Genomic DNA, 19108 nt, shown 5'->3' with positions numbered 1-19108 from the left:
CTCCGAATCAAGTCGGGTGCGGAGTGTGCCGTGTCAGGTTGGTCTCGTTCGTATCATTTGGTACTTGGGCGGAGGCATGAAGCCGCTCACCGGCCGTGTGCGACTACCAGACTTACTTCAACCCCAGGCGACGTTCGAGCCAGCTGAGCGCGAACAGCACGAATAACGTGACTGCGATGGCGGCGCCCACCAGCAGCCAGGCGCCCAGCGCGCAGGCGATGCCAAGACCGGCAGCGATCCAGACAGTCGCCGCCGTAGTGAGGCCATGAACCGTCTTGGCCTTGACGTCGTGTAGGATGACGCCCGCACCGATGAAGCCGACGCCGCTCAGCACGCCGGTAACAATGCCTTGGACCACCCTCGAGACTGCATCCGGGTGGTCGCGCAAATTCTGAAACTCGATCACGGAAATCGAGATCAGCGCAGAGCCCAAGGCCACCAGCGCCAGGGTGCGCATGCCCACCGGCTTGTCGTTCATGTCGCGGTCGATGCCGATCACGAGGCCCGTAGCCGCCGCGACGAGTAGCCTCAGCACATCATCCAGTTCGTTCATCAAGACCCGCGTTTCTGGAGGGACGACGCTTCGCGCACGTCGACATGGACCTGCGAACTTGCTGCCAAGCGCGGCCGAGGTCCAAGCGTCCGTTGGTCGCATGCTGGCTGCGTGCGCGCAGGGACCGAGGCGTCATGGCCGCCTGAAGAACGACGACAGCGTCGATCCCGCGGACGACGCTGCCGCCTCCGGTTTCGCCGGCGCTGGTGCCGGCTGCGCGGCGGGAGCGGGGGCGGGCTCCTCGCGCTTGGTGCGTTTTGAGGAGTAGCTGCGGCGGCGTTGCGGCTTTTCAGGCTTCGCGCTCGACACAGGCGCCGTTTCGGCTGCAGGGCCAGCGTCCTGGCTCGTCTCCGAACCCTTGTCCGGGACTCTGTCCTGAGTCTTCTCTTGCGTCTTGTCGGAGCCACGCATCGACAGGCGCTGGCCGTCGAACACGGTGGTCTCGCAAGGGCGGCCGTTCTCGACGAGACCCGCGCAGAATTTTGCGGCGGCGGCGGCATTGACCAGGGGGCCGGCGCCCAGGCGGAGCTGCATGCCGAGGCCGGTGTTGCCTTCCTTGATCATGATGATCGGCCGCAGCGCTGCGATCTCCGGGTTGGACTTGGTCACGCCGCGCCAGAGCGCGCGCAGGCCGTCGATCGAGTTGGCGCCGCCGAGATCGATCGCAAAGCGCGTCTGCTGAACGGCGATGGCAGGGGATTCGCTCTCGGCGGCGTCCTGCGGCTTGGTTGCTGCCGCCACGATTTCGGCCGCAACGGGCGCCGGCTCGGCCTTCTGCTCGGCTGCCTCAGGTTGAATCAGTTTCGATGCGGCCGGATCAGGTGGCGCCATGAGCGACTTGGCGGGCACCAGCGGAATGGTCGGCAGCGCCGAAGTCATGGCTGGGGTCTGTTGCACGAGGGAGGCTGCGGCCGCGGTCTGCGGCGGCGGGCTCGGCGGCTCCTTCAACGTTTCCTTCTGAGCATCCTTTGGCGAATCCTTCTGAGCGTCCTTTTGACCATCCTTTTGACCATCCTTGGCGGCTTCGCTGCGCGGCTTCTCGCTCGTCGCCGTCGGCGTCGAGGCGACCGGCGCGACATTGGGAGCCGCGGGTGCTGCGTCCTGGGGCTTCGCGCCCGGCGGCGGCGTGGCCGCTTGCTTGGCAATGGCGCCGGTGACGGAATCGAGCCCTTGCTCCAGCACCGTGACGCGCGAATACAGCCGGTCGCGGTCGCTGTTCAGCGTCTCGATCGCGGCGGCGAGCCGGCGCGCTTCGTTCTGGCTCTCCTTGGTCAGCAATTGCAGCCGGTCGGCCTGGCGCACGAGATCGGCGGACGCAACCTGGTCGCGCCGCCAGCCGAGCTGGGCCTGGTTGGCCATCACGGCAATGACGACGGCGCCGACGGCCGCCACGGCCCACGAGCCCAGCCGCCACATCATGCGCCGGTCGGAGGCGCTTTCCTCGGCCAAAAGTCCGGAGAACAGTCCGCCGGTCTCCTTGGTGGAGAAGGCGTCCGCCAGTGGGTCGGAATCCTTTGCCATGAATATTAAGCGCCCAGCCCCGTCCGGCTTCCCCGAATCAATCAGGGAACATTAACAGGAAAAGCGCGCCGCACTTGAATTCCGGGCGTTTGCGGGGGTAGCAAGGCGATAGCTTCCGAGGGCGTTGCCGCCCGTCCGCGCCAATTTGATTCGGCCATAGCTGTCAGGATTTCGATGACCGCCCGTTCCAGCCTCACGATCGTGCTCGCCGCCGGCGAAGGCACGCGCATGCGATCGAGCCTGCCGAAGGTGCTGCATCCGGTCGCGCACCGGAGTCTGCTCGCGCATGTGCTCGCCGCCGCACCCAAGGGAACCGGCACCTCGCTTGCGGTCGTGATCGGCCCCGATCATCAGGCAGTGGCGGATGAAGCCAAGCGCATCCGCCCCGACGCGCTGACCTTCGTGCAAGCCGAGCGGCTCGGCACCGCGCATGCGGTACTGGCGGCGCGCGAGGCGATCGCGCGCGGCGCCGACGATCTCCTGATCGCGTTCGGCGATACGCCGCTGATCTCGGCCGAGACCTTTGCGCGGCTGCGTGCGCCGCTCGCCCGCGGCGCCGCGATTGCCGCGCTCGGCTTTCGGGCCGCCGATCCGACCGGCTACGGCCGCTTCATCGTCGAGGGCGACCGCCTGGTTGCGATCCGCGAGCAAGCCGACGCCAGCGAGCACGAGCGCAAGATCGATCTGTGCAATGCCGGCGTGATGGCGATCGACGGCCGCCGTGCGCTCGACATTCTCGGGCAGATCGGCAATGCCAATTCCAAGGGCGAATATTATCTGACGGATGCGGTCGAAATCGTCCGCAGGCAGGGATGGGAGTCGGTGGTGATCGAAACCAGCGAGGACGAGGTGCGCGGCATCAACACCAAGGCGCAGCTCGCCGAGGCGGAAAGCGCGATGCAGACGCGTTTGCGCAAGGCGGCGATGGAGGCCGGCGTCACGCTGATCGCGCCGGAGACGGTGTATCTGTCCACTGACACCGTGTTCGGCAAGGACGTGACGATCGAGCCGTTCGTGGTGATCGGCCCCGGTGTGTCGATCGCGGACGGCGCGGTGATCCACTCGTTCTCGCACATCGTCGAGACCACGCTCGGCAAGAAGGTCTCGATCGGACCCTATGCGCGGCTGCGGCCCGGCACCTCGCTCGGCGACGGCGCACGCATCGGCAATTTCGTGGAGACCAAGGCGGCGACGCTGGAGGCCGGCGTCAAGGTCAATCACCTCTCCTATATCGGCGATGCCACCGTCGGCGCCAATTCCAACATCGGCGCCGGCACCATCACCTGCAACTACGATGGCTTCAAGAAGCACAAGACGGTGATCGGGCAGGGCGCCTTCGTCGGCACCAACTCCTCGCTGGTCGCCCCGGTGACGATCGGCAACGGCGCCTATATCGGCTCGGGCTCGGTGATCACGAAGGACGTACCCGACGACGCGATGGCGCTGGAGCGCAGCCCGCAGACGATCCGCGAAGGCGGCGCGGCGCGCTATCGCGAGATGAAGACCGGCGGCAAGAAGCCGGAGACGTGAGCGGCGCTATTCTTCGTCGGCGAATTCGGAGAAGATTGCGCGGGTCAGGCGCCAGCCGCGCGGCTTGGCGCGCTTCACCGGCTCGCCTTCGGGATGCTTGATGAAGAGGGGCTTGTTCTCTTTGCCGCGCAGCGGCGGCGGCCAATGCGCAAGGTGCGTGCCCGTGGTCTCGCTGGCGCGCAGATACATCGACGACAGACCCTTGCGGTCGGATGAGCCTTTCATGGCCTGGTTCTCCTGACCGGAATCGTTGGCCAAATGTGTTGACAACAAGTTAACGGGTGCGGTTTAAGCCCGGCCAATTCGACGCAGGCGAAGCAGCGGTCGCGAGCCGGTGCTGTCTCAATCAGCAATAATTATTGAGTATCTGGTTCCCTGCGATTTTCGCTAAAAACCGGGCGCGTCGTTTAGGCGATTTTTCGACGATTTGGGGGATAGTGATCCGCATGTGCGGGATTGTCGGCATTCTCGGGCGCGAGCCGGTTGCAGAGCAATTGGTGGATTCGCTCAAACGCCTCGAATATCGCGGCTACGATTCCGCGGGCGTGGCCACGCTCGAAGGCAAGCACCTGGAGCGCCGCCGCGCCGAGGGCAAACTGAAGAATCTCGAGAAGCGGCTGGAGGCCGAGCCGCTCAAGGGTACGACCGGCATCGGTCACACCCGCTGGGCCACCCACGGCAAGCCGACCGTCAACAACGCGCACCCGCACGCGACCGAGCGCGTCGCCGTGGTCCACAACGGCATCATCGAGAATTTCCGCGAGCTGCGCGAGGAGCTCGAAAAGAAGGGCACGGTGTTCCACACCGAGACCGACACCGAGATCGTGCTGCATCTCGTCGACGATTTGCTCACGCGCGGCAGTAAGCCCGTGGAAGCGGTGAAGCTAACGCTGGCGCGCCTGCGCGGCGCCTTCGCGCTCGGCTTCATCTTCGCCGGCGACAACGACCTCATGATCGGCGCCCGCAACGGCCCGCCGCTGGCGATCGGCTACGGCGACGGCGAGATGTATCTCGGCTCGGACGCCATCGCGCTCGGCCCGTTCACCGACACGATCAGCTATCTTGAGGACGGCGACTGGGTGGTGCTGACCCGCAAGAGCGCCGCGATCTTCGACAAGGACGGCCATGCCGTCCAGCGCGACAAGATCAGGCACGCCGCCTCGACCTCGCTGGTCGACAAGGCCAATTACCGTCACTTCATGGCCAAGGAGATCCACGAGCAGCCGGAGGTGGTCGGCCACACGCTGGCGCGCTACGTCGACATGGCAACCGAGCGCGTCGCGCTGCCGGTCGCGCTGCCGTTCGACTTCAAGAACATCCAGCGCATCAACATCACTGCCTGCGGCACCGCGAGCTACGCCGGATTCGTCGCAAAGTACTGGTTCGAGCGCTTCGCGCGCCTGCCGGTCGAAGTCGACGTCGCCTCCGAATTCCGCTACCGCGAGGCCCCCTTGCGCAAGGGCGATCTCGCCATCTTCATCTCGCAATCCGGCGAGACCGCCGACACGCTGGCGGCGCTGCGCTATGCCAAGGCCGAGGGCGTGCACACGATCGCGGTCGTCAATGTGCCGACCTCGACGATCGCGCGCGAGAGCGAGACGGTGCTGCAGACGCTGGCGGGACCCGAGATCGGCGTCGCCTCGACCAAGGCGTTCACGTGCCAGCTCATGGTGCTGGCAAACCTTGCGATCGCGGCCGGCAAGGCGCGCGGCGAATTGTCGGACGAGGACGAGACCAAGCTGGTCCACGGGCTCGTCGAGGTTCCGCGCCTGATGGCCGATGCGCTCACGAGCGAGCTCCAGATCGAGAAGCTGGCGCACCGGATCGCCAAGTCGCGCGACGTGCTCTATCTCGGCCGTGGCACCAGCTTCCCGCTGGCGCTCGAAGGCGCGCTCAAGCTGAAGGAGATCTCCTACATCCACGCCGAGGGCTATGCCGCCGGCGAGCTCAAGCACGGCCCGATCGCGCTGATCGACGAGACCATGCCGGTCGTCGTCATCGCCCCACATGACCGCGTGTTCGAGAAGACCGTCTCCAACATGCAGGAGGTCGCTGCGCGCGGCGGCAACATCATCCTGATGACCGATGCCAAGGGCGCGGCGGAGGCGACCGTCGAGTCCCTCGTCACCATCGTCATGCCCGATATGGCAGCAGCCTTCACGCCGATGGTTTATGCCGTCCCGGTGCAGCTGCTCGCCTATCACACGGCCGTCGTGATGGGGACCGACGTCGACCAGCCGCGCAACCTCGCAAAATCGGTGACCGTGGAATAGGCAATCGGGATATCGGTCGTAGTCTTCCAAAACCTGCTAGAAGACCTTAGCTTGTTGGCAGCGACCGACCTGGAACCCGAATGACCCCCCGCGACGACGCGCCTGCGCCTCTTGATCCCGTTCCGGAACCGCATACCGGCCTGATGGGCCGTTTCCGCAATTATTTCCTGACCGGCCTTGTGGTGACCGGGCCGATCGCGATCACCCTCTATCTGGTCTGGTGGTTCGTCACCTGGGTCGACGGCGTGGTGCGGCCGTTCGTGCCGCTGGCCTACCGGCCGGAAACCTATCTTCCCTACGTCATTCCCGGCTGGGGACTGATTGTCGCATTCTTCACGCTGACGCTGGTCGGCTTCCTCGCGGCCAATCTGATCGGCCGCACGCTGGTCGATGTCGGCGAGACCTTTCTCGGCCGGATCCCGGCGGTGCGCGCGATCTATCGCGGCCTGAAGCAGGTGTTCGAGACGCTGTTCTCGGGCAAGGGCTCGAGCTTCCGGAAAGTGGGCCTTGTCGAGTTTCCTTCGCCGGGCATGTGGTCGATCGTGCTGATCTCGCAGTCGCCGAACGAGGACATCTCGCGCAGCCTGCCGGGGCAGGAGGAGCACGTGTCGGTGTTCCTGCCGTGCTCGCCGAACCCGACCACCGGATTCTTCTTCTATGTCCCCAAGAGCAAGATCATCGAGGTCGATCTCACCGCCGAGGACGCCGCGACGCTGATCATGTCGGCCGGCGTGGTGCAGCCGGGCTCGTCGCCCGATCCGAAGAAGGCCGCCGCGCTTGCGGGCATGGCGAATGCTGCGCGGATCGCCAATGCCTCCACGCTCCGGCCCGAGCCTGCGAAGGCGGAGTAGGGCCATTCCGCCGCGGGATGCTCGCGTTCGCGCGGGCGCACTCGTCCTCTGCTAGTCTCAGGTCGACCGAGCGTGCCGCTCGGAATTCGACTGGAGTGCACGATGTCCAAAACCATTGCGATCCTCGCGCCCGGCGCCATGGGCAGCGCCGTGGCCCTCCGTCTCAGCGAGAACGGTGCGCGCGTGCTGACGTCGCTGCAGGGACGGAGCGAGGCGACGCGCAAGCGCGCGGAGGATGCCGGCATGGTCGGCGCCGAGGACGACGCGATCGCGGAGGCCGACATCATCCTCTCGATCGTGCCGCCGGGCGAAGCCGTGGCGCTGGCCGAACGGCTGGCCGCGTTGATCGTCAGGCGCGAGAAGAAGCCGGTCGTGGTCGATTGCAACGCCGTCAATGTCGATACCGTGCAAAGAATCGAGGAGATCATCGGCTCGGCGCAGGCGCCGTTCGTCGATGCCGGCATCATCGGCTTTCCGCCGCAGCCAGGGGGCAAGAGCCCGGCCTTCTACATGTCGGGCGAGCACGCCAAGGACGTCGCCGTGCTTGGGGATCTCGGCCTCGACGTGCGGATCGTCCAAGGCCCGGTCGGCGCGGCGTCCGCGTTGAAAATGTCCTATGCCGGCATCGTCAAGGGCCTCGCCGGCATCGGATCGGCGATGGTGATCGCAGCCACGAAGGCGGGCGCGGCCGATGCGCTGCGCGACGAGCTCGCGCTGAGCCAGCCCGCCATCCTGGCGCGGCTCGAAGTCGCGCTCCCCGACATGATCCCGAAGGCCTATCGCTGGGTCGCCGAGATGCGGGAGATTTCCGGCTTCCTCGGGCCCGATCATCCGGCCAGCCAGATCTACGAGGGCTTTGCGCGGTGGTTCGAGCATCTGGCGGAGGATGCGAAGGGGGAGGCTGTGGATGCGGAGCTGATGAAGGCGTTTGCGGCGAGCATCGCGCGGAAGAAGGCCTGATCGGCAGCCTCGGCGCCGGATTTGAAAGTCGAAGTCTCTCCATGCGTCATTGCGAGCGCAGCGAAGCAATCCAGAGTCCCACCGAGGAAAGATTCTGGATTGCTTCGCTGCGCTCGCAATGACGCGGTGAAGACACTGCGTCCAACGGCTAACCGGCCCCAATCAGCGGGATCGCTTCGTCGCGTTCATACAGATACAGCAGGCATCGCAGCGCCTCGCCGCGCTCGCCTTTCAGCTTGGGATCCTCTTTAAGAATCCGCAGCGCCTCGTCTCTGGCCTGGGCGATCAACTGGCCGTGCACCTCCGGGCGCGCGATGCGGTAGCCGGGCAGGCCGCTCTGGCGCACGCCCAGCACGTCGCCTTCGCCGCGTAGCTTCAAATCCTCCTCGGCGATGCGGAAGCCGTCGGTGGTCTCGCGGATCACCTTCAGCCGGGCCTTCGACATCTCGCCGAGCGGCTCGCCATAGAGCAGGATGCAGGTCGAGGCTTCCGAGCCGCGTCCGATGCGGCCGCGCAGCTGGTGCAGCTGGGCAAGGCCGAAGCGCTCGGCGTTCTCGATCACCATGATGGTCGCGGCCGGGACGTCGACGCCGACCTCGACCACGGTGGTGGCGACCAGGAGGCCGATCTCGTGCGCGGCGAACTGGCCCATGACGCGGTCCTTCTCGGCGCCCTTCATCTGGCCGTGGACGAGGCCGACGCGATCGCCGAAGCGCTTTTGCAGGGTCTCGAAACGCTTGGTGGCGTTGGTGAGATGCTCGGTGCCCTCAGCCTCGGACTCCTCGACCAGCGGGCAGATCCAGTAGACCAGCTTGCCGGCTTCGAGCGCGCGGCCGACGCCTTCCATGACCTCGCTGATGCGGCTCATCGGCACGGCGCGGGTATCGATCGGCTGGCGGCCGGCCGGCTTTTCGCGCAACTCGGAAATGTCCATGTCGCCGAAATAGGTCAGCACCAGCGTGCGCGGGATCGGCGTTGCGCTCAGCACCAGCACGTCGACGGCCTCGCCCTTGGACGTCAGCGCGAGGCGCTCGCGCACGCCGAAACGGTGCTGCTCGTCGACGATGGCGAGCGCGAGATCTCCGAAGACGACATCGTCCTGGATCACCGCATGGGTGCCGACGAGCAGGTCGATCCCGCCCTCGGCGAGCTCAGTGATGATCTCGCGCCGCTCCTTGCCCTTCTCTCGGCCGGTGAGGATGGCAACGCGCATGCCGGCGCGCTCGGCAAGCGGGGCGATGGTCTTGATGTGCTGGCGCGCCAGGATCTCGGTCGGGGCCATCAACGCGGCCTGCTTGCCGACCTCGGCGACCGCGGCGGCCGCGAGCAGCGCCACCACCGTCTTGCCGGAGCCGACGTCGCCTTGCAGCAGGCGCAGCATGCGCAGCGGCTGCTTGAGGTCTTCGGCAATCGCCGCCGCAGCATTGCGCTGTGACGGTGTGAGCGCGTAAGGAAGGGCGTCGATGATCTTGTTGCGCAGATGCCCGTCGCCGGCATTGCGCACGCCGGCGGGGCGGCGCAGCTGCGCGCGGATCAGGGCAAGCGCGAGCTGGCCGGCCAAGAGCTCGTCGAAGGCGAGGCGCGACCAGAACGGCCTGTCGGGCAAGATGTCGGTGAGCTCGACCGGCTGGTGCACGCGATTGAGCGCTTCCGAGATCGGCGGGAAGTCGCAGCGGCGCAGCACCTCCGGGCTCATCCATTCCGGCAGCGCGGGAAGCTTTTGCAGCGCCTGCGCGATCGCACGGCGGAGCGAACCGAGCGCGAGGCCTTCCGTCAGCGGATAGACCGGGTCGATCCCCGACAGCTTCGAGATCGCCTCCTCGTCGAGCACGCGATCGGGATGCACGATCTGCGGGATGCCGTCATACATCTGCAGCGTGCCGGAGACGTAGCGCTTCTCACCGACCGGCAGCAGCTTCTCGACATAGCCCGGCTTGGCGCGGAAGAAGGTCAGCACCACGTCGCCGGTATCGTCGCTGGCATAGACCAGATACGGCGCGCGCGAATTGCGCGGCGGCGGCGGCCGGTGGCGATCGACGGTGACCTCCAACGTCACCATGGTTCCAACGGCCGCGTCGCGGATCTTCGGCCGGGCCCGGCGGTCGATCACCTGGCTCGGCAGATGAAGCAGCAGGTCAACCAGCCGCGGCGTCTCGCTGCGGCTGAGCAGGTACTGCAACAGCTTGTCCTGCTTCGGACCGACGCCGGGCAGGCTGGTCACGGGAGCAAACAGCGGATTGAGCAGGCTGGGGCGCATTTGTGCAGCAATCGTCATGCGCGGGCTCGACCCGCGCATCCATCTATTCAAGAGGATGGATTGCCGGGTCAAGCCCGGCAATGACGAGCATAAACAATTGCAACAACAAAGGGCTGACATGGCCGCTTCGAGTGGCTATATCACCCCCGCCCGGCACGTCCGGGCTTTCTGCGTTTGACTGGATTTGAGACATGACGGGAACGACACGATCGAGCAGCGGGCTGGATGACCGCCGCAAGCGGCTTCTGTTCCGCTGCTGGCACCGCGGCACGCGCGAGATGGACCTGATCCTCGGCCGCTTCGCGGATGCCGAGATCGGCAATCTGTCCGATGACGAGCTGAGCCAGCTCGAGACCTTGCTCGAGGTCAACGATCCCGATCTCTATGCCGCCATCACCGGCGACAAGGTGCTGCCGGCCGACGTCGCCGGCGCGCTGTTTGCCCGCATCAAGGCGTTTCCGATCGCGGACGGCAACGCATGAAGCCGGGCATGAAATCTCCGGCCGAGCTGCTCGCGCCCGGCCGCGCGCTGACGCTCGCCAGTGTCGCGGAAGGCGCCGAAGGCCTCGTCGTCTCCGATCTCGCGCGCGCCATCGCGGCGCGGCCGAAGAAGCCGGCGGTCAGCCTTGCGGTCGTCTGCCGCGACGGCGGGCGCATGCAGTCGCTCGAACGCGCACTTAGGTTCTTCGCGCCCGATCTGCCGGTGCTGACCTTTCCGGCCTGGGATTGCCAACCCTATGACCGCGTCTCGCCGCATGGCGGCGTTCTCGCCCAGCGCCTGACCACGCTGGCGCGGCTGGCCTCGCTCACCGGCAGCGACAAGCCGCTGATCGTGCTGACCACCGTGAACGCGGTGGTGCAGCGCGTGCCCGCGCGCGAGCTGGTCGCCGCGCAGGCGCTGTCGGTCGCGCCGGGCAATGTCGTGCCGATGGACACCGTCGTCGCCTGGCTCGAGCACAACGGCTACAACCGCTCCTCCACCGTGCGCGAGCCCGGCGAATACGCCGTGCGCGGCGGCATTTTGGATCTGTTTCCGGCCGGCCTCGAGCAGCCGGTGCGGTTCGACTTCTTCGGGGACAGCCTGGAATCGATCCGCTCCTTCGACGCGGAGACCCAACGCACGCTGCTCGACATGCGCTCGCTCGACCTCGTGCCGGTCTCCGAGTTTCAGCTCGTCACCGACACCATCCGCCGTTTCCGCATGGGCTATGTCGCCGAGTTCGGCGCGCCCGAGCGCGACGATGCGCTGTATGAAGCGGTCAGCGAAGGGCGCCGCCATCCCGGCATGGAGCACTGGCTGCCGCTGTTCCAGGACCGGATGGACACGCTGTTCGATTATCTGCAAGGCGCGGCGATCGCGATCGAGCCGCAGGCCGAGGATGCCGTGCGCGAGCGATTCAAGCAGATCCTCGATTATTACGAGGCCAGGCGCGAGGCGATGGAGCATCCCGGCGGCGGCGCGATCTACAAGCCGCTGCCGCCCGACCGGCTGTATCTGACCGAGGAGGAATGGAGCAAGCGCCTCGGCGCGATCCCGTTGGCGCGGCTGACGCCGTTCTCGGTGCCGACCGACGGCAGCAGCGTCGTCGATGCCGGCGCGCGCAAGGGCCGCGATTTCGCCCCGGAGCGCAACGACACCAAGGTCAACGTGTTCGAATCCGTCGTCGCGCATGTGATGGCCCTGCAGGCGCAGCGCAAGAAGGTCGTGATCGCGCTGTGGACCGAAGGCTCGCGCGACCGCATGACATCGATGCTGCGCGACCACAAGCTGGCCCACACGACCAGCGTCAACAGCTGGCGGACGGTGCAGGCGACCCCGCGCAACGAGACCATGCTCGCGGTGCTCGGCCTCGAAAGCGGCTTCGAGACCGACGAGATCGCCATTATCAGCGAGCAGGATATCCTCGGCGATCGCCTGGTGCGGCCGCGCAAGGCCAGCCGCAAGCTCGACAATTTCATCTCGGAGGTGACGAGCCTCACCGCGGGCGACATCGTCGTCCACGTCGACCACGGCATCGGTCGCTTCATCGGCCTGCAGACGCTGGACGTCGCCGGCGCGCCGCATGACTGCCTCGAGCTACATTATGCCGCCGAGACCAAGCTGTTCCTGCCGGTCGAGAACATCGAGCTGCTGTCGCGTTACGGCTCTGATCAAACCACGGTCGAGCTCGACCGCCTCGGTGGCTCGGGCTGGCAGACACGAAAAGCAAAACTGAAGAACCGCATCCGCGAGATCGCGGGCGAGCTGATCAAGATCGCGGCCGAACGCATGCTGCACGAGGCGCCGAAGCTGCCAGTGCAGCAGGGCGTCTATGACGAGTTCTGCGCACGCTTCCCCTATGACGAGACCGAGGACCAGCTGGGCGCGATCGAGTCCACGCTGAAGGATCTCGAAAAGGGCCGCCCGATGGATCGCCTGATCTGCGGCGACGTCGGCTTCGGCAAGACCGAGGTGGCGCTGCGCGCCGCCTTCGCCGTGGCGCTCGACGGCAAGCAGGTCGCGGTCGTGGTGCCGACCACGCTGCTCGCGCGCCAGCACTACCGGACCTTTAGCGAGCGCTTCAAAGGCTTCCCCGTGAATGTCGCACAGGCCTCGCGCCTGATCCCCACAAAACAGCTCAACGAGGTCAAGAAGGGTATCGCCGACGGCTCGGTCGACATCGTCGTCGGCACCCATGCGCTGCTCGGCAAGGCGATCAAATTCCGCGACCTTGGCCTGCTCATCGTCGACGAGGAGCAGCATTTCGGCGTCAGCCACAAGGAGCGGTTGAAGGCGCTGCGCGCCGAGGTGCACGTGCTGACGCTGTCGGCAACCCCGATCCCGCGCACGCTCCAATTGGCACTGACCGGCGTCCGCGAGCTCTCGATCATTGCCTCGCCCCCGGTGGATCGCTTGGCGGTGCGCACCTTCGTCGCCCCGCACGATCCCCTGATGATCCGCGAAGCCTTGCTGCGCGAGCGCTATCGCGGCGGCCAGGCGTTCTACGTCGTGCCGCGCATCGACGATCTCGCCGAGGTCAAGGACTTCCTCGACAAGAACGTGCCCGAGATGAAGGTCGCGGTCGCGCACGGCCAGATGCCGCCCGCGGTGATCGAGGATATTATGACCGCGTTCTACGACGGCAAGTTCGACGTTCTGTTGTCGACCACGATCGTCGAGTCCGGCCTCGACATTCCCAACGCCAACACGCTGATCGTGCACCGCGCCGACATGTTCGGTCTCGCCCAGCTCTACCAGCTGCGCGGCCGCGTCGGCCGCTCCAAGCTGCGGGCCTATGCGCTGTTCACGCTGCCGGCGCAGCAGAAGATCACGGCGCAGGCCGAGCGCCGGCTCACCGTGCTGCAATCGCTGGAGACGCTGGGCGCCGGCTTCCAGCTCGCCTCCCACGACCTCGACATCCGCGGTGCCGGCAATTTGCTCGGCGAGGAGCAGTCCGGCCACATCAAGGAGGTCGGCTTCGAGCTCTATCAGTCGATGCTGGAGGAGGCGATCGTCAACCTCAAGGCCGGCGTCTCCGAGCCCGCCGCCGACCGCTGGTCGCCGCAGATCACCATCGGCATGCCCGTGCTGATTCCGGAGGACTATGTCAGCGACCTCTCGGTGCGGCTGTCGCTGTACCGGCGCCTGGCCGACCTCGACACCGAGGAGGAGATCGAGAATTTCGGCGCCGAGATGCGCGACCGCTTCGGCGTGCTGCCGGACGAGGTGCGCTATCTGTTCAAGGTCGCCGCGATCAAGGCGTTCTGCCGCAGGGCCAATGTCGAGAAGATCGACGCGGGTCCAAAGGGCGCCGTCATCGTCTTCCGCGACAATTCCTTCGCCTATCCGGATCGCCTCGTGAGCTTCATCCGCAGCTATGGCCAGGCCGCCAAGGTGCGCCCCGACATGAAGGTGGTGTTCCTGCAGGACTGGGAAACGCCGGAGGAGCGGCTCGCGGGCACGACGGAGATCATGCGGCAGCTGGCGCAGCTCGCAGAGAGCAAGAAGGCGGCGTAGAGGCACCAGCCTCACCGCGTCATTGCGAGGAGCCCTTGCGACGGAAGCAATCCAGAGTCTCTGTGCGGAGACAGTCTGGATTGCTTCGCTCCGCTCGCAATGACGGTGGTTGTTGCGGCAGCCTGCGAGAAAGCTACGACGCCGCCCTCGACGCATCCGCCGACAGCCGCGCCAGCAGCGAGCGTGCCGTATCCGACGGCGACAGCGAGTCCACGCTGACCACGGGGTCGCTGCGCATCTCGTGCTTGCCATTGGACGTGTGCCGCATCACCGCCGACAGGCGGCGGGCGATCATGTGCGCTGTGCGGAAGTCGGTCTCGGCGAACACGACGATGACTGAGCCGTCCTTCTGCGCGGCGCCAAAATCCATCTGCCGCATCAGGCGGCTGAGGATGCGGGCGGCGTCGAGCTGGGCGCGGGGATTGTTGGGATCGAAGGCGAAGCGCGCGACCGAGAGGCCGCCGCCGCGGGCCAGCGTCTGCTCGACCGCCTTGGCGAAATCGCGGGCGAAGGCTTCCACCGTGAGCAGGCCGCTGCGTGGATCGAGCCAGCCGCCGGCATCGATCGAGCGCAGCGTGCGGCTCAGCTGCGCTTCCATGGCGTGCTGGCGGATCAAGGGCAGCGCGTTGGCCGCGATCCTCACGGGCTCGCCGGTGATCAGCTCGAGATTGGGCAGGTCGTAGCTCTGGGCGAGCTGGTGGGCGGTGACGACCACGGGCAGGCTGCGGAAGCGGGTGTCCTCGGCGAGCACGGTCAGAAACGCATCGGTCACGCGCGCGGTAAAACCTTCGGCGAGCACGACGCCGTCGAGATCGCGGGTGTTGAGGTGTTTCGCGGCAGCCTCGATCGAGAGTGCACCGACCACGCCGACGCGTTCGCCGAACGCGACGGAGAGCGCAGGGTAAGCCGCGCCGCGGCCGATCAGGAGCACGGTGGCATCGCGTGCGGGATCGCCCTGCGGCAGCGCGATTTTCACTTCGGGCAGCCGGCGCAGAACCGTTGCGTGCAATGTCCGCACGCGCAGCGCCGCCCGGAGCCGCGCGATCAGCCGGTCGGGATTGCCGCCGCGCGAGGAGAAGGGCAGGGCGTTGTGCGGCAGTGCGCCCGCCGCATCCAGGGTCACGAAGGGCAGGTAGGGCGATTGAGCGGCGATCTTCTGAGCAAGCCGCGTCACATGCGGCTCGTGTTCGGCATGGACCGCAGCGAGAACCGCGGCCGGCTGCACCTCTTCGACCGCGCGCGGCGCGCTGGTCCAGTCGGTGTCGACGACGGGAAAGAGCCGGGCCTCGTCCAGCGCCGCCACGAAGGCGGGGCGTTCGGCATCGGACACAAACAGGATCGGGCCCGCCTGGGACATGTAAAAACTCTGATCGCGCAACAATTTGCCGCCGCAATCTAGTTTGGCCGCCTTAATGCTGCGTCAACGCGGGCGCTGAAACCGCGCCTAGACCGGCCCGGAGCGGTCGCGAAAAGCCTCGACCATCAGGGGGTTAAGCCCGAGCTCGCTGAGCGCCTCGCGGGCGCGGGCATTGTCCTGGGCGCGCCCGGCGAGCCGGTGGCCGGAGAGGCGGTCGGGCAGCGCCGTGAGCAGCGCGCCCTGGCCGAGCCGGCGCGCCCATTCCTGCAGGTCGTTGGAGAGGAAGCGATAGCCGCCGACGGCCATGATGCCGGAGGGCGGCGCGGTGATGCAGATCGCGCCGCTCGGGCGATCGAGCCGCGCGGCATAGCCGGTGTCGACATAGTCACGCGGCGGCTGCGCCGTGAGCGTCTCGCCAACCGGCTGCGGCGGGGCGTAGGCCGCGATCGGCACCATCGCGCCGCGCAGGCCAAGCGTGCCCTTCGGCGTCACCAGGATCTCGCCGGCGATGGAGGAGCCGGACTGCTCGCGCGGAGCGCCGTGCGGCCCCGGCATCACCGGCACCGGCATGCCGTCCTCGCCGCGACGGGCGCCGAACAATCCGGCCTCGCCGAACAGGTAGACGTCGGTCAGCGGCGCATGCGGCGCGATCCAGGCATCGCTCGCCGCGACCTGCTCGGGCGCGCGCCACAGGCCGATGACGTTGCGCAAAGTGGGCATCCGCGCCGCGAGGTCGGCATCGCCGAGCCGCAGCGCGAGCTGCGCCGGCGCGATCAGCACCTCGCATTCGTGCTCGTTGATCTGCTGCTCCAGCACATCGTTTTCGAACGGATGATGCAGCGCCATCGTGCCGCCCGAGAGCAGCCACACCGCGAGCGAGGAGGCGAGCCCTGCGAACGACATCGGCGTGAACGCCGCCATCACCGTCGCGCCCTGCTTGATGTCGGCTTCGAGCGACATCGCAAGGCCGCCCGCGATCAGGCTGAAATGCGGGCGCGGCACCGGCCGGAAGCCCTCCGCCGTGACGTCGAAGGAGATCATGGCCGCCTTGCGGCCGTCCTGGATCACGGCGCGCGTGGTGCCGGGCGGACGCGCCAGGACGTCGTCGAGCGAAGCCATGCCTTCGGGCAGGTCGCTTCCGAAGCCGAAGACGTGCCGGATCGAGAACGCCTCGGCCGCGGCGTGCATGGCCAGATCGGCATAGCTGACGCCGTCGACCGTGCTCATGGTGACGATGGCGCGCGCGGCGGTGCGGTTGAGCGCTGCGGTCAGTTCCGCATGGCGCCAGAGCAGCGGCAGCACGGCGACAACGAGGCCGGCGCGATGGGCGGCGAGCACGGTCAGCACGAACTCGACCGTGTTGGGCAACTGGATCGCGATCACGGAATTGGCCGGCAGGCCCGATTCGACGAAATGCGCCGACAGCGCCTCGATGGCGGTATCGGCCTCGGTATAGGTCATCCGCCGCGGCTGGTGCCCGGTGATGCGCGCCTTGTTGAGCGGATCGAGCAGGGCGGTCGCGTGCGGCTGCCGCATCAGCGTGCGCTGAAACAATGTGTCGAGCGTCGGCGATATTGCTGGCTGGTTCACGGCGTCACTTCGCTTGATGAGCTTGCGGCTGCCCCTTCGACCACCAGGTCTCCGGCAAATAGCCCGAGAGCGAGGTGGTCTCTGGCCGTTCTATCCGATTCCAGCGCGCGATCCATTGCTCCGATACGTTAAACAGCGGGATTGTGTAGAAGCCCGCGATCAGGGCGCGGTCGAGCGCGCGCACCGCCGAAACGAAATCCGTGTGTTCACGGGCCTCGAGCAGGGCGGCGATCATGGCATCGACGGCGGGATCCCTGGCGCCCGTGTAGTTGCGGGTGCCCGGATTGTCCGCGGCCGCGCTGCCCCAATAGAAATATTGCTCGTTGCCGGGCGACAGCGACTGGTCCCAGCGGTTCTGGATCATGTCGAACTCGTAGGCGAGCCGGCGCTGGTCGAATTGCACGGGATCGACCGAGCGCACGCTGGCCTCGATGCCGGCGCGTCTGAGGTCGCGCTGGAAGGCGAGCGCGATGCGCTCCTGGTCGCGCGTCGTGACCATGATCTCGAAGGTGAAGGGGCTCTTGGTCGCGCGATTGCGCAGCACGGTGCCGTCGAGATCGTAGCCGGCCTCCGACAGCAGCTTCAGCGCGGCGCGCAGCGTGGTGCGGTCGCGGCCCGATCCGTCAGTGACCGGCAGGCGGTAGCTGCCGTCCAGGATGTCGGGCGGGATCCGTGCGGCGAACGGCTTGAGCAGCTCACGCTCGCGCGCATCCGCCGGCTTGCCATAGGCCGACAGCTCCGAGCCGGCGAAATAGCCGGCCACGCGCGAATAGAGCCCGAAGAAATAGCTGCGGTTCACCAGCTCGAAATCGAGCAGCAGCGTCAGAGCCTGCCGCACGCGGATGTCGGCGAAGACCGGACGGCGGGTGTTGAACACCAGGAATTCGGACGGCTGCGGCAGGCCGGGCTTGACGGTGTCGCGGATCACCTCGCCGCTCTTGGCGGCCGGGAATTCATAGCCGTCGTGCCAGCGCAGCGGTTCGTGCTCGACGCGGAAATCGTAGAGGCCCCGCTTGAAGGCCTCGAACTGGCCGTTGGCCTCGCGAAAATAGTCGAGCCTGACCTCGTCGAAATTGTAGAGCCCGCGATTGATGGCAAGGTCGCGGCCCCAATAATCAGGATTGCGCGCAAGCGTCACGCTCGCGCCGGGCTTCACCGCGGTGACGCGATAGGGGCCCGAGCCGAGCGGCGCGGTCAGCGTCGTCTCCTCGAAAGTCGCAACGTCGACGGCGTGCTTCGGCAGGATCGGCATCAGGCCCAGAATGAGCGGCAGCTCGCGGTCGTTGGCGCCTGTCAGGTCGAATCGGACGGTGAGAGGATCGGGCGCTTCGGCCTTGGCGACCTTGCCGTAGTACTGCCGGTGATTGGGGCGGCCGCGGTGGCGCAGCAGCTGCCAGGAGAACAGCACGTCCTCGGCCGTGACCTGCTTGCCGTCGGAGAAGCGAGCGCTGGGATCGAGACGGAAGGTGACGAAGCTTCGCTCGTCATTGGTTTCGACGGTCCTGGCGAGCAGGCCGTAAAGCGTGAACGGCTCGTCCTGTCCGCGCGCCAGCAGGCTCTCGACCACGTAGTTGCGGACCGGCTGCACCGCCAATCCCCTCACGATGAAGGGATTGAGGCTGTCGAAGGTGCCGAGAATGCCCCAGGTCAGGCGACCGCCCTTGGGGGCATCGGGGTTGGCGTAAGGCATGTGGCTGAAGTCGGCGGGCATCGCCGGCTTGCCGTGCATGGCGATCGCATGGGCCTCCTCGGCCGCGGCAGCGCCCGCCGACAGCATCCCGGCAAGCGCAAGGGCAATCGTATAGAGGCGGAGGCCGGGGCCCTCGAAGAGGCGCTGGAACATGAACATCGACACAAGGTGATTCGAGGACCGTCGGGGGAATCTTATCACAGGGAATTTGGTGGGGCTTTCGCGCCAGACCGGCCAAAGGCGCTTGTCGGCATTGATCTTTTCGTCGGCCACGTTAAGAAGGCACCCAATCGCGCAAGAGCGTCGAGCCCGTCACTTATCCGCCTCAATTGACGGGGAGAGAGCCGCGCCCAAGGCGGCCAGGTTCGGCGCTTCGGAGCGGTTCGGGCACTTCCCGTTCAGAAAGGGTTTTCCGCAATGAATTTCCGTTACTTGGCCGCGTCCGTCCGGCCGCGCGGGCGACTTCTCGCCCTGTTGACGGCGACGGCGTTGGCCGTTCCGTTTGCCGCCGAGGCCCAGACCCCAGCGC

General features: G+C 66.8%; 13 protein-coding genes and 1 pseudogene. 7 read left to right on the top strand and 7 right to left on the bottom strand.

Going from position 1 to position 19108, the window contains the following annotated elements:
• Window positions 1–112: 112 nt before the first annotated feature.
• Both P0R31_RS02855 and P0R31_RS02850 read right to left on the bottom strand, forming a co-directional pair.
• Window positions 113–553, bottom strand: a complete 441-nt coding sequence (locus tag P0R31_RS02855; RefSeq protein WP_036012541.1) for an MgtC/SapB family protein — start codon at window positions 551–553, stop codon at window positions 113–115.
• Window positions 554–685: 132 nt separating this feature from the next.
• Window positions 686–2074, bottom strand: a complete 1389-nt coding sequence (locus P0R31_RS02850) for a hypothetical protein (RefSeq protein ID WP_275512768.1) — start codon at window positions 2072–2074, stop codon at window positions 686–688.
• A gap of 174 nt (window positions 2075–2248) precedes the next feature.
• On the opposite strand from P0R31_RS02850, the gene glmU reads away from it, so the two are divergent.
• Window positions 2249–3604, top strand: a complete 1356-nt coding sequence (gene glmU, locus P0R31_RS02845; RefSeq protein WP_275512767.1) for a bifunctional UDP-N-acetylglucosamine diphosphorylase/glucosamine-1-phosphate N-acetyltransferase GlmU — start codon at window positions 2249–2251, stop codon at window positions 3602–3604.
• 6 nt (window positions 3605–3610) lie between these two features.
• Here the strand turns inward: glmU and P0R31_RS02840 are convergent, their stop codons facing one another.
• Window positions 3611–3829, bottom strand: a complete 219-nt coding sequence (locus P0R31_RS02840; protein WP_036012532.1) for a hypothetical protein — start codon at window positions 3827–3829, stop codon at window positions 3611–3613.
• 221 nt (window positions 3830–4050) lie between these two features.
• Here P0R31_RS02840 and glmS point away from each other — a divergent pair, with 221 nt between their 5' ends.
• The 3 genes from glmS to P0R31_RS02825 all read left to right on the top strand — a co-directional run bounded on the left by glmS (window position 4051) and on the right by P0R31_RS02825 (window position 7688).
• On the top strand, window positions 4051–5877 hold the full coding sequence (gene glmS / locus P0R31_RS02835; RefSeq protein ID WP_275512766.1) for a glutamine--fructose-6-phosphate transaminase (isomerizing): 1827 nt from the start codon (window positions 4051–4053) through the stop codon (window positions 5875–5877).
• 80 nt (window positions 5878–5957) lie between these two features.
• Window positions 5958–6728, top strand: a complete 771-nt coding sequence (locus P0R31_RS02830) for a DUF502 domain-containing protein (protein ID WP_036012517.1) — start codon at window positions 5958–5960, stop codon at window positions 6726–6728.
• 102 nt (window positions 6729–6830) lie between these two features.
• Window positions 6831–7688: an NAD(P)-dependent oxidoreductase gene (locus P0R31_RS02825; RefSeq protein WP_275512765.1), complete on the top strand. Its 858-nt coding sequence runs from the start codon at window positions 6831–6833 to the stop codon at window positions 7686–7688.
• Window positions 7689–7836: 148 nt separating this feature from the next.
• Here the strand turns inward: P0R31_RS02825 and recG are convergent, their stop codons facing one another.
• Complete coding sequence (gene recG / locus P0R31_RS02820; RefSeq protein ID WP_275513078.1) at window positions 7837–9945, bottom strand: ATP-dependent DNA helicase RecG; 2109 nt, start codon at window positions 9943–9945, stop codon at window positions 7837–7839.
• A gap of 191 nt (window positions 9946–10136) precedes the next feature.
• Here recG and P0R31_RS02815 point away from each other — a divergent pair, with 191 nt between their 5' ends.
• Together P0R31_RS02815 and mfd are read left to right on the top strand one after the other, a co-directional pair.
• Complete coding sequence (locus P0R31_RS02815; RefSeq protein ID WP_036012510.1) at window positions 10137–10427, top strand: succinate dehydrogenase assembly factor 2; 291 nt, start codon at window positions 10137–10139, stop codon at window positions 10425–10427.
• Window positions 10424–13942, top strand: a complete 3519-nt coding sequence (gene mfd / locus P0R31_RS02810) for a transcription-repair coupling factor (RefSeq protein ID WP_275512764.1) — start codon at window positions 10424–10426, stop codon at window positions 13940–13942. The genes P0R31_RS02815 and mfd overlap by 4 nt, the downstream gene beginning before the upstream one ends.
• 133 nt (window positions 13943–14075) lie before the next feature.
• Here mfd and P0R31_RS02805 read toward each other — a convergent pair whose 3' ends face one another.
• From P0R31_RS02805 to P0R31_RS02795, 3 genes are all read right to left on the bottom strand, one after another.
• Complete coding sequence (locus P0R31_RS02805; RefSeq protein ID WP_275512763.1) at window positions 14076–15299, bottom strand: GGDEF domain-containing protein; 1224 nt, start codon at window positions 15297–15299, stop codon at window positions 14076–14078.
• An 87-nt stretch (window positions 15300–15386) separates the two neighbouring features.
• On the bottom strand, window positions 15387–16889 hold the full coding sequence (locus tag P0R31_RS02800; RefSeq protein ID WP_275512762.1) for a class I adenylate-forming enzyme family protein: 1503 nt from the start codon (window positions 16887–16889) through the stop codon (window positions 15387–15389).
• 4 nt (window positions 16890–16893) lie between these two features.
• Complete coding sequence (locus P0R31_RS02795; RefSeq protein ID WP_275513077.1) at window positions 16894–18738, bottom strand: extracellular solute-binding protein; 1845 nt, start codon at window positions 18736–18738, stop codon at window positions 16894–16896.
• Window positions 18739–18996: 258 nt separating this feature from the next.
• On the opposite strand from P0R31_RS02795, the pseudogene P0R31_RS02790 reads away from it, so the two are divergent.
• A pseudogene (locus tag P0R31_RS02790) lies at window positions 18997–19108 on the top strand (invasion associated locus B family protein); the annotation flags it as partial.

This window comes from Bradyrhizobium yuanmingense (assembly GCF_029167105.1).
Lineage (GTDB): Bacteria > Pseudomonadota > Alphaproteobacteria > Rhizobiales > Xanthobacteraceae > Bradyrhizobium > Bradyrhizobium yuanmingense_A.
Note: the sequence above shows the minus strand (reverse complement) of the source record. Positions and strands in the feature narration are given on the sequence as shown.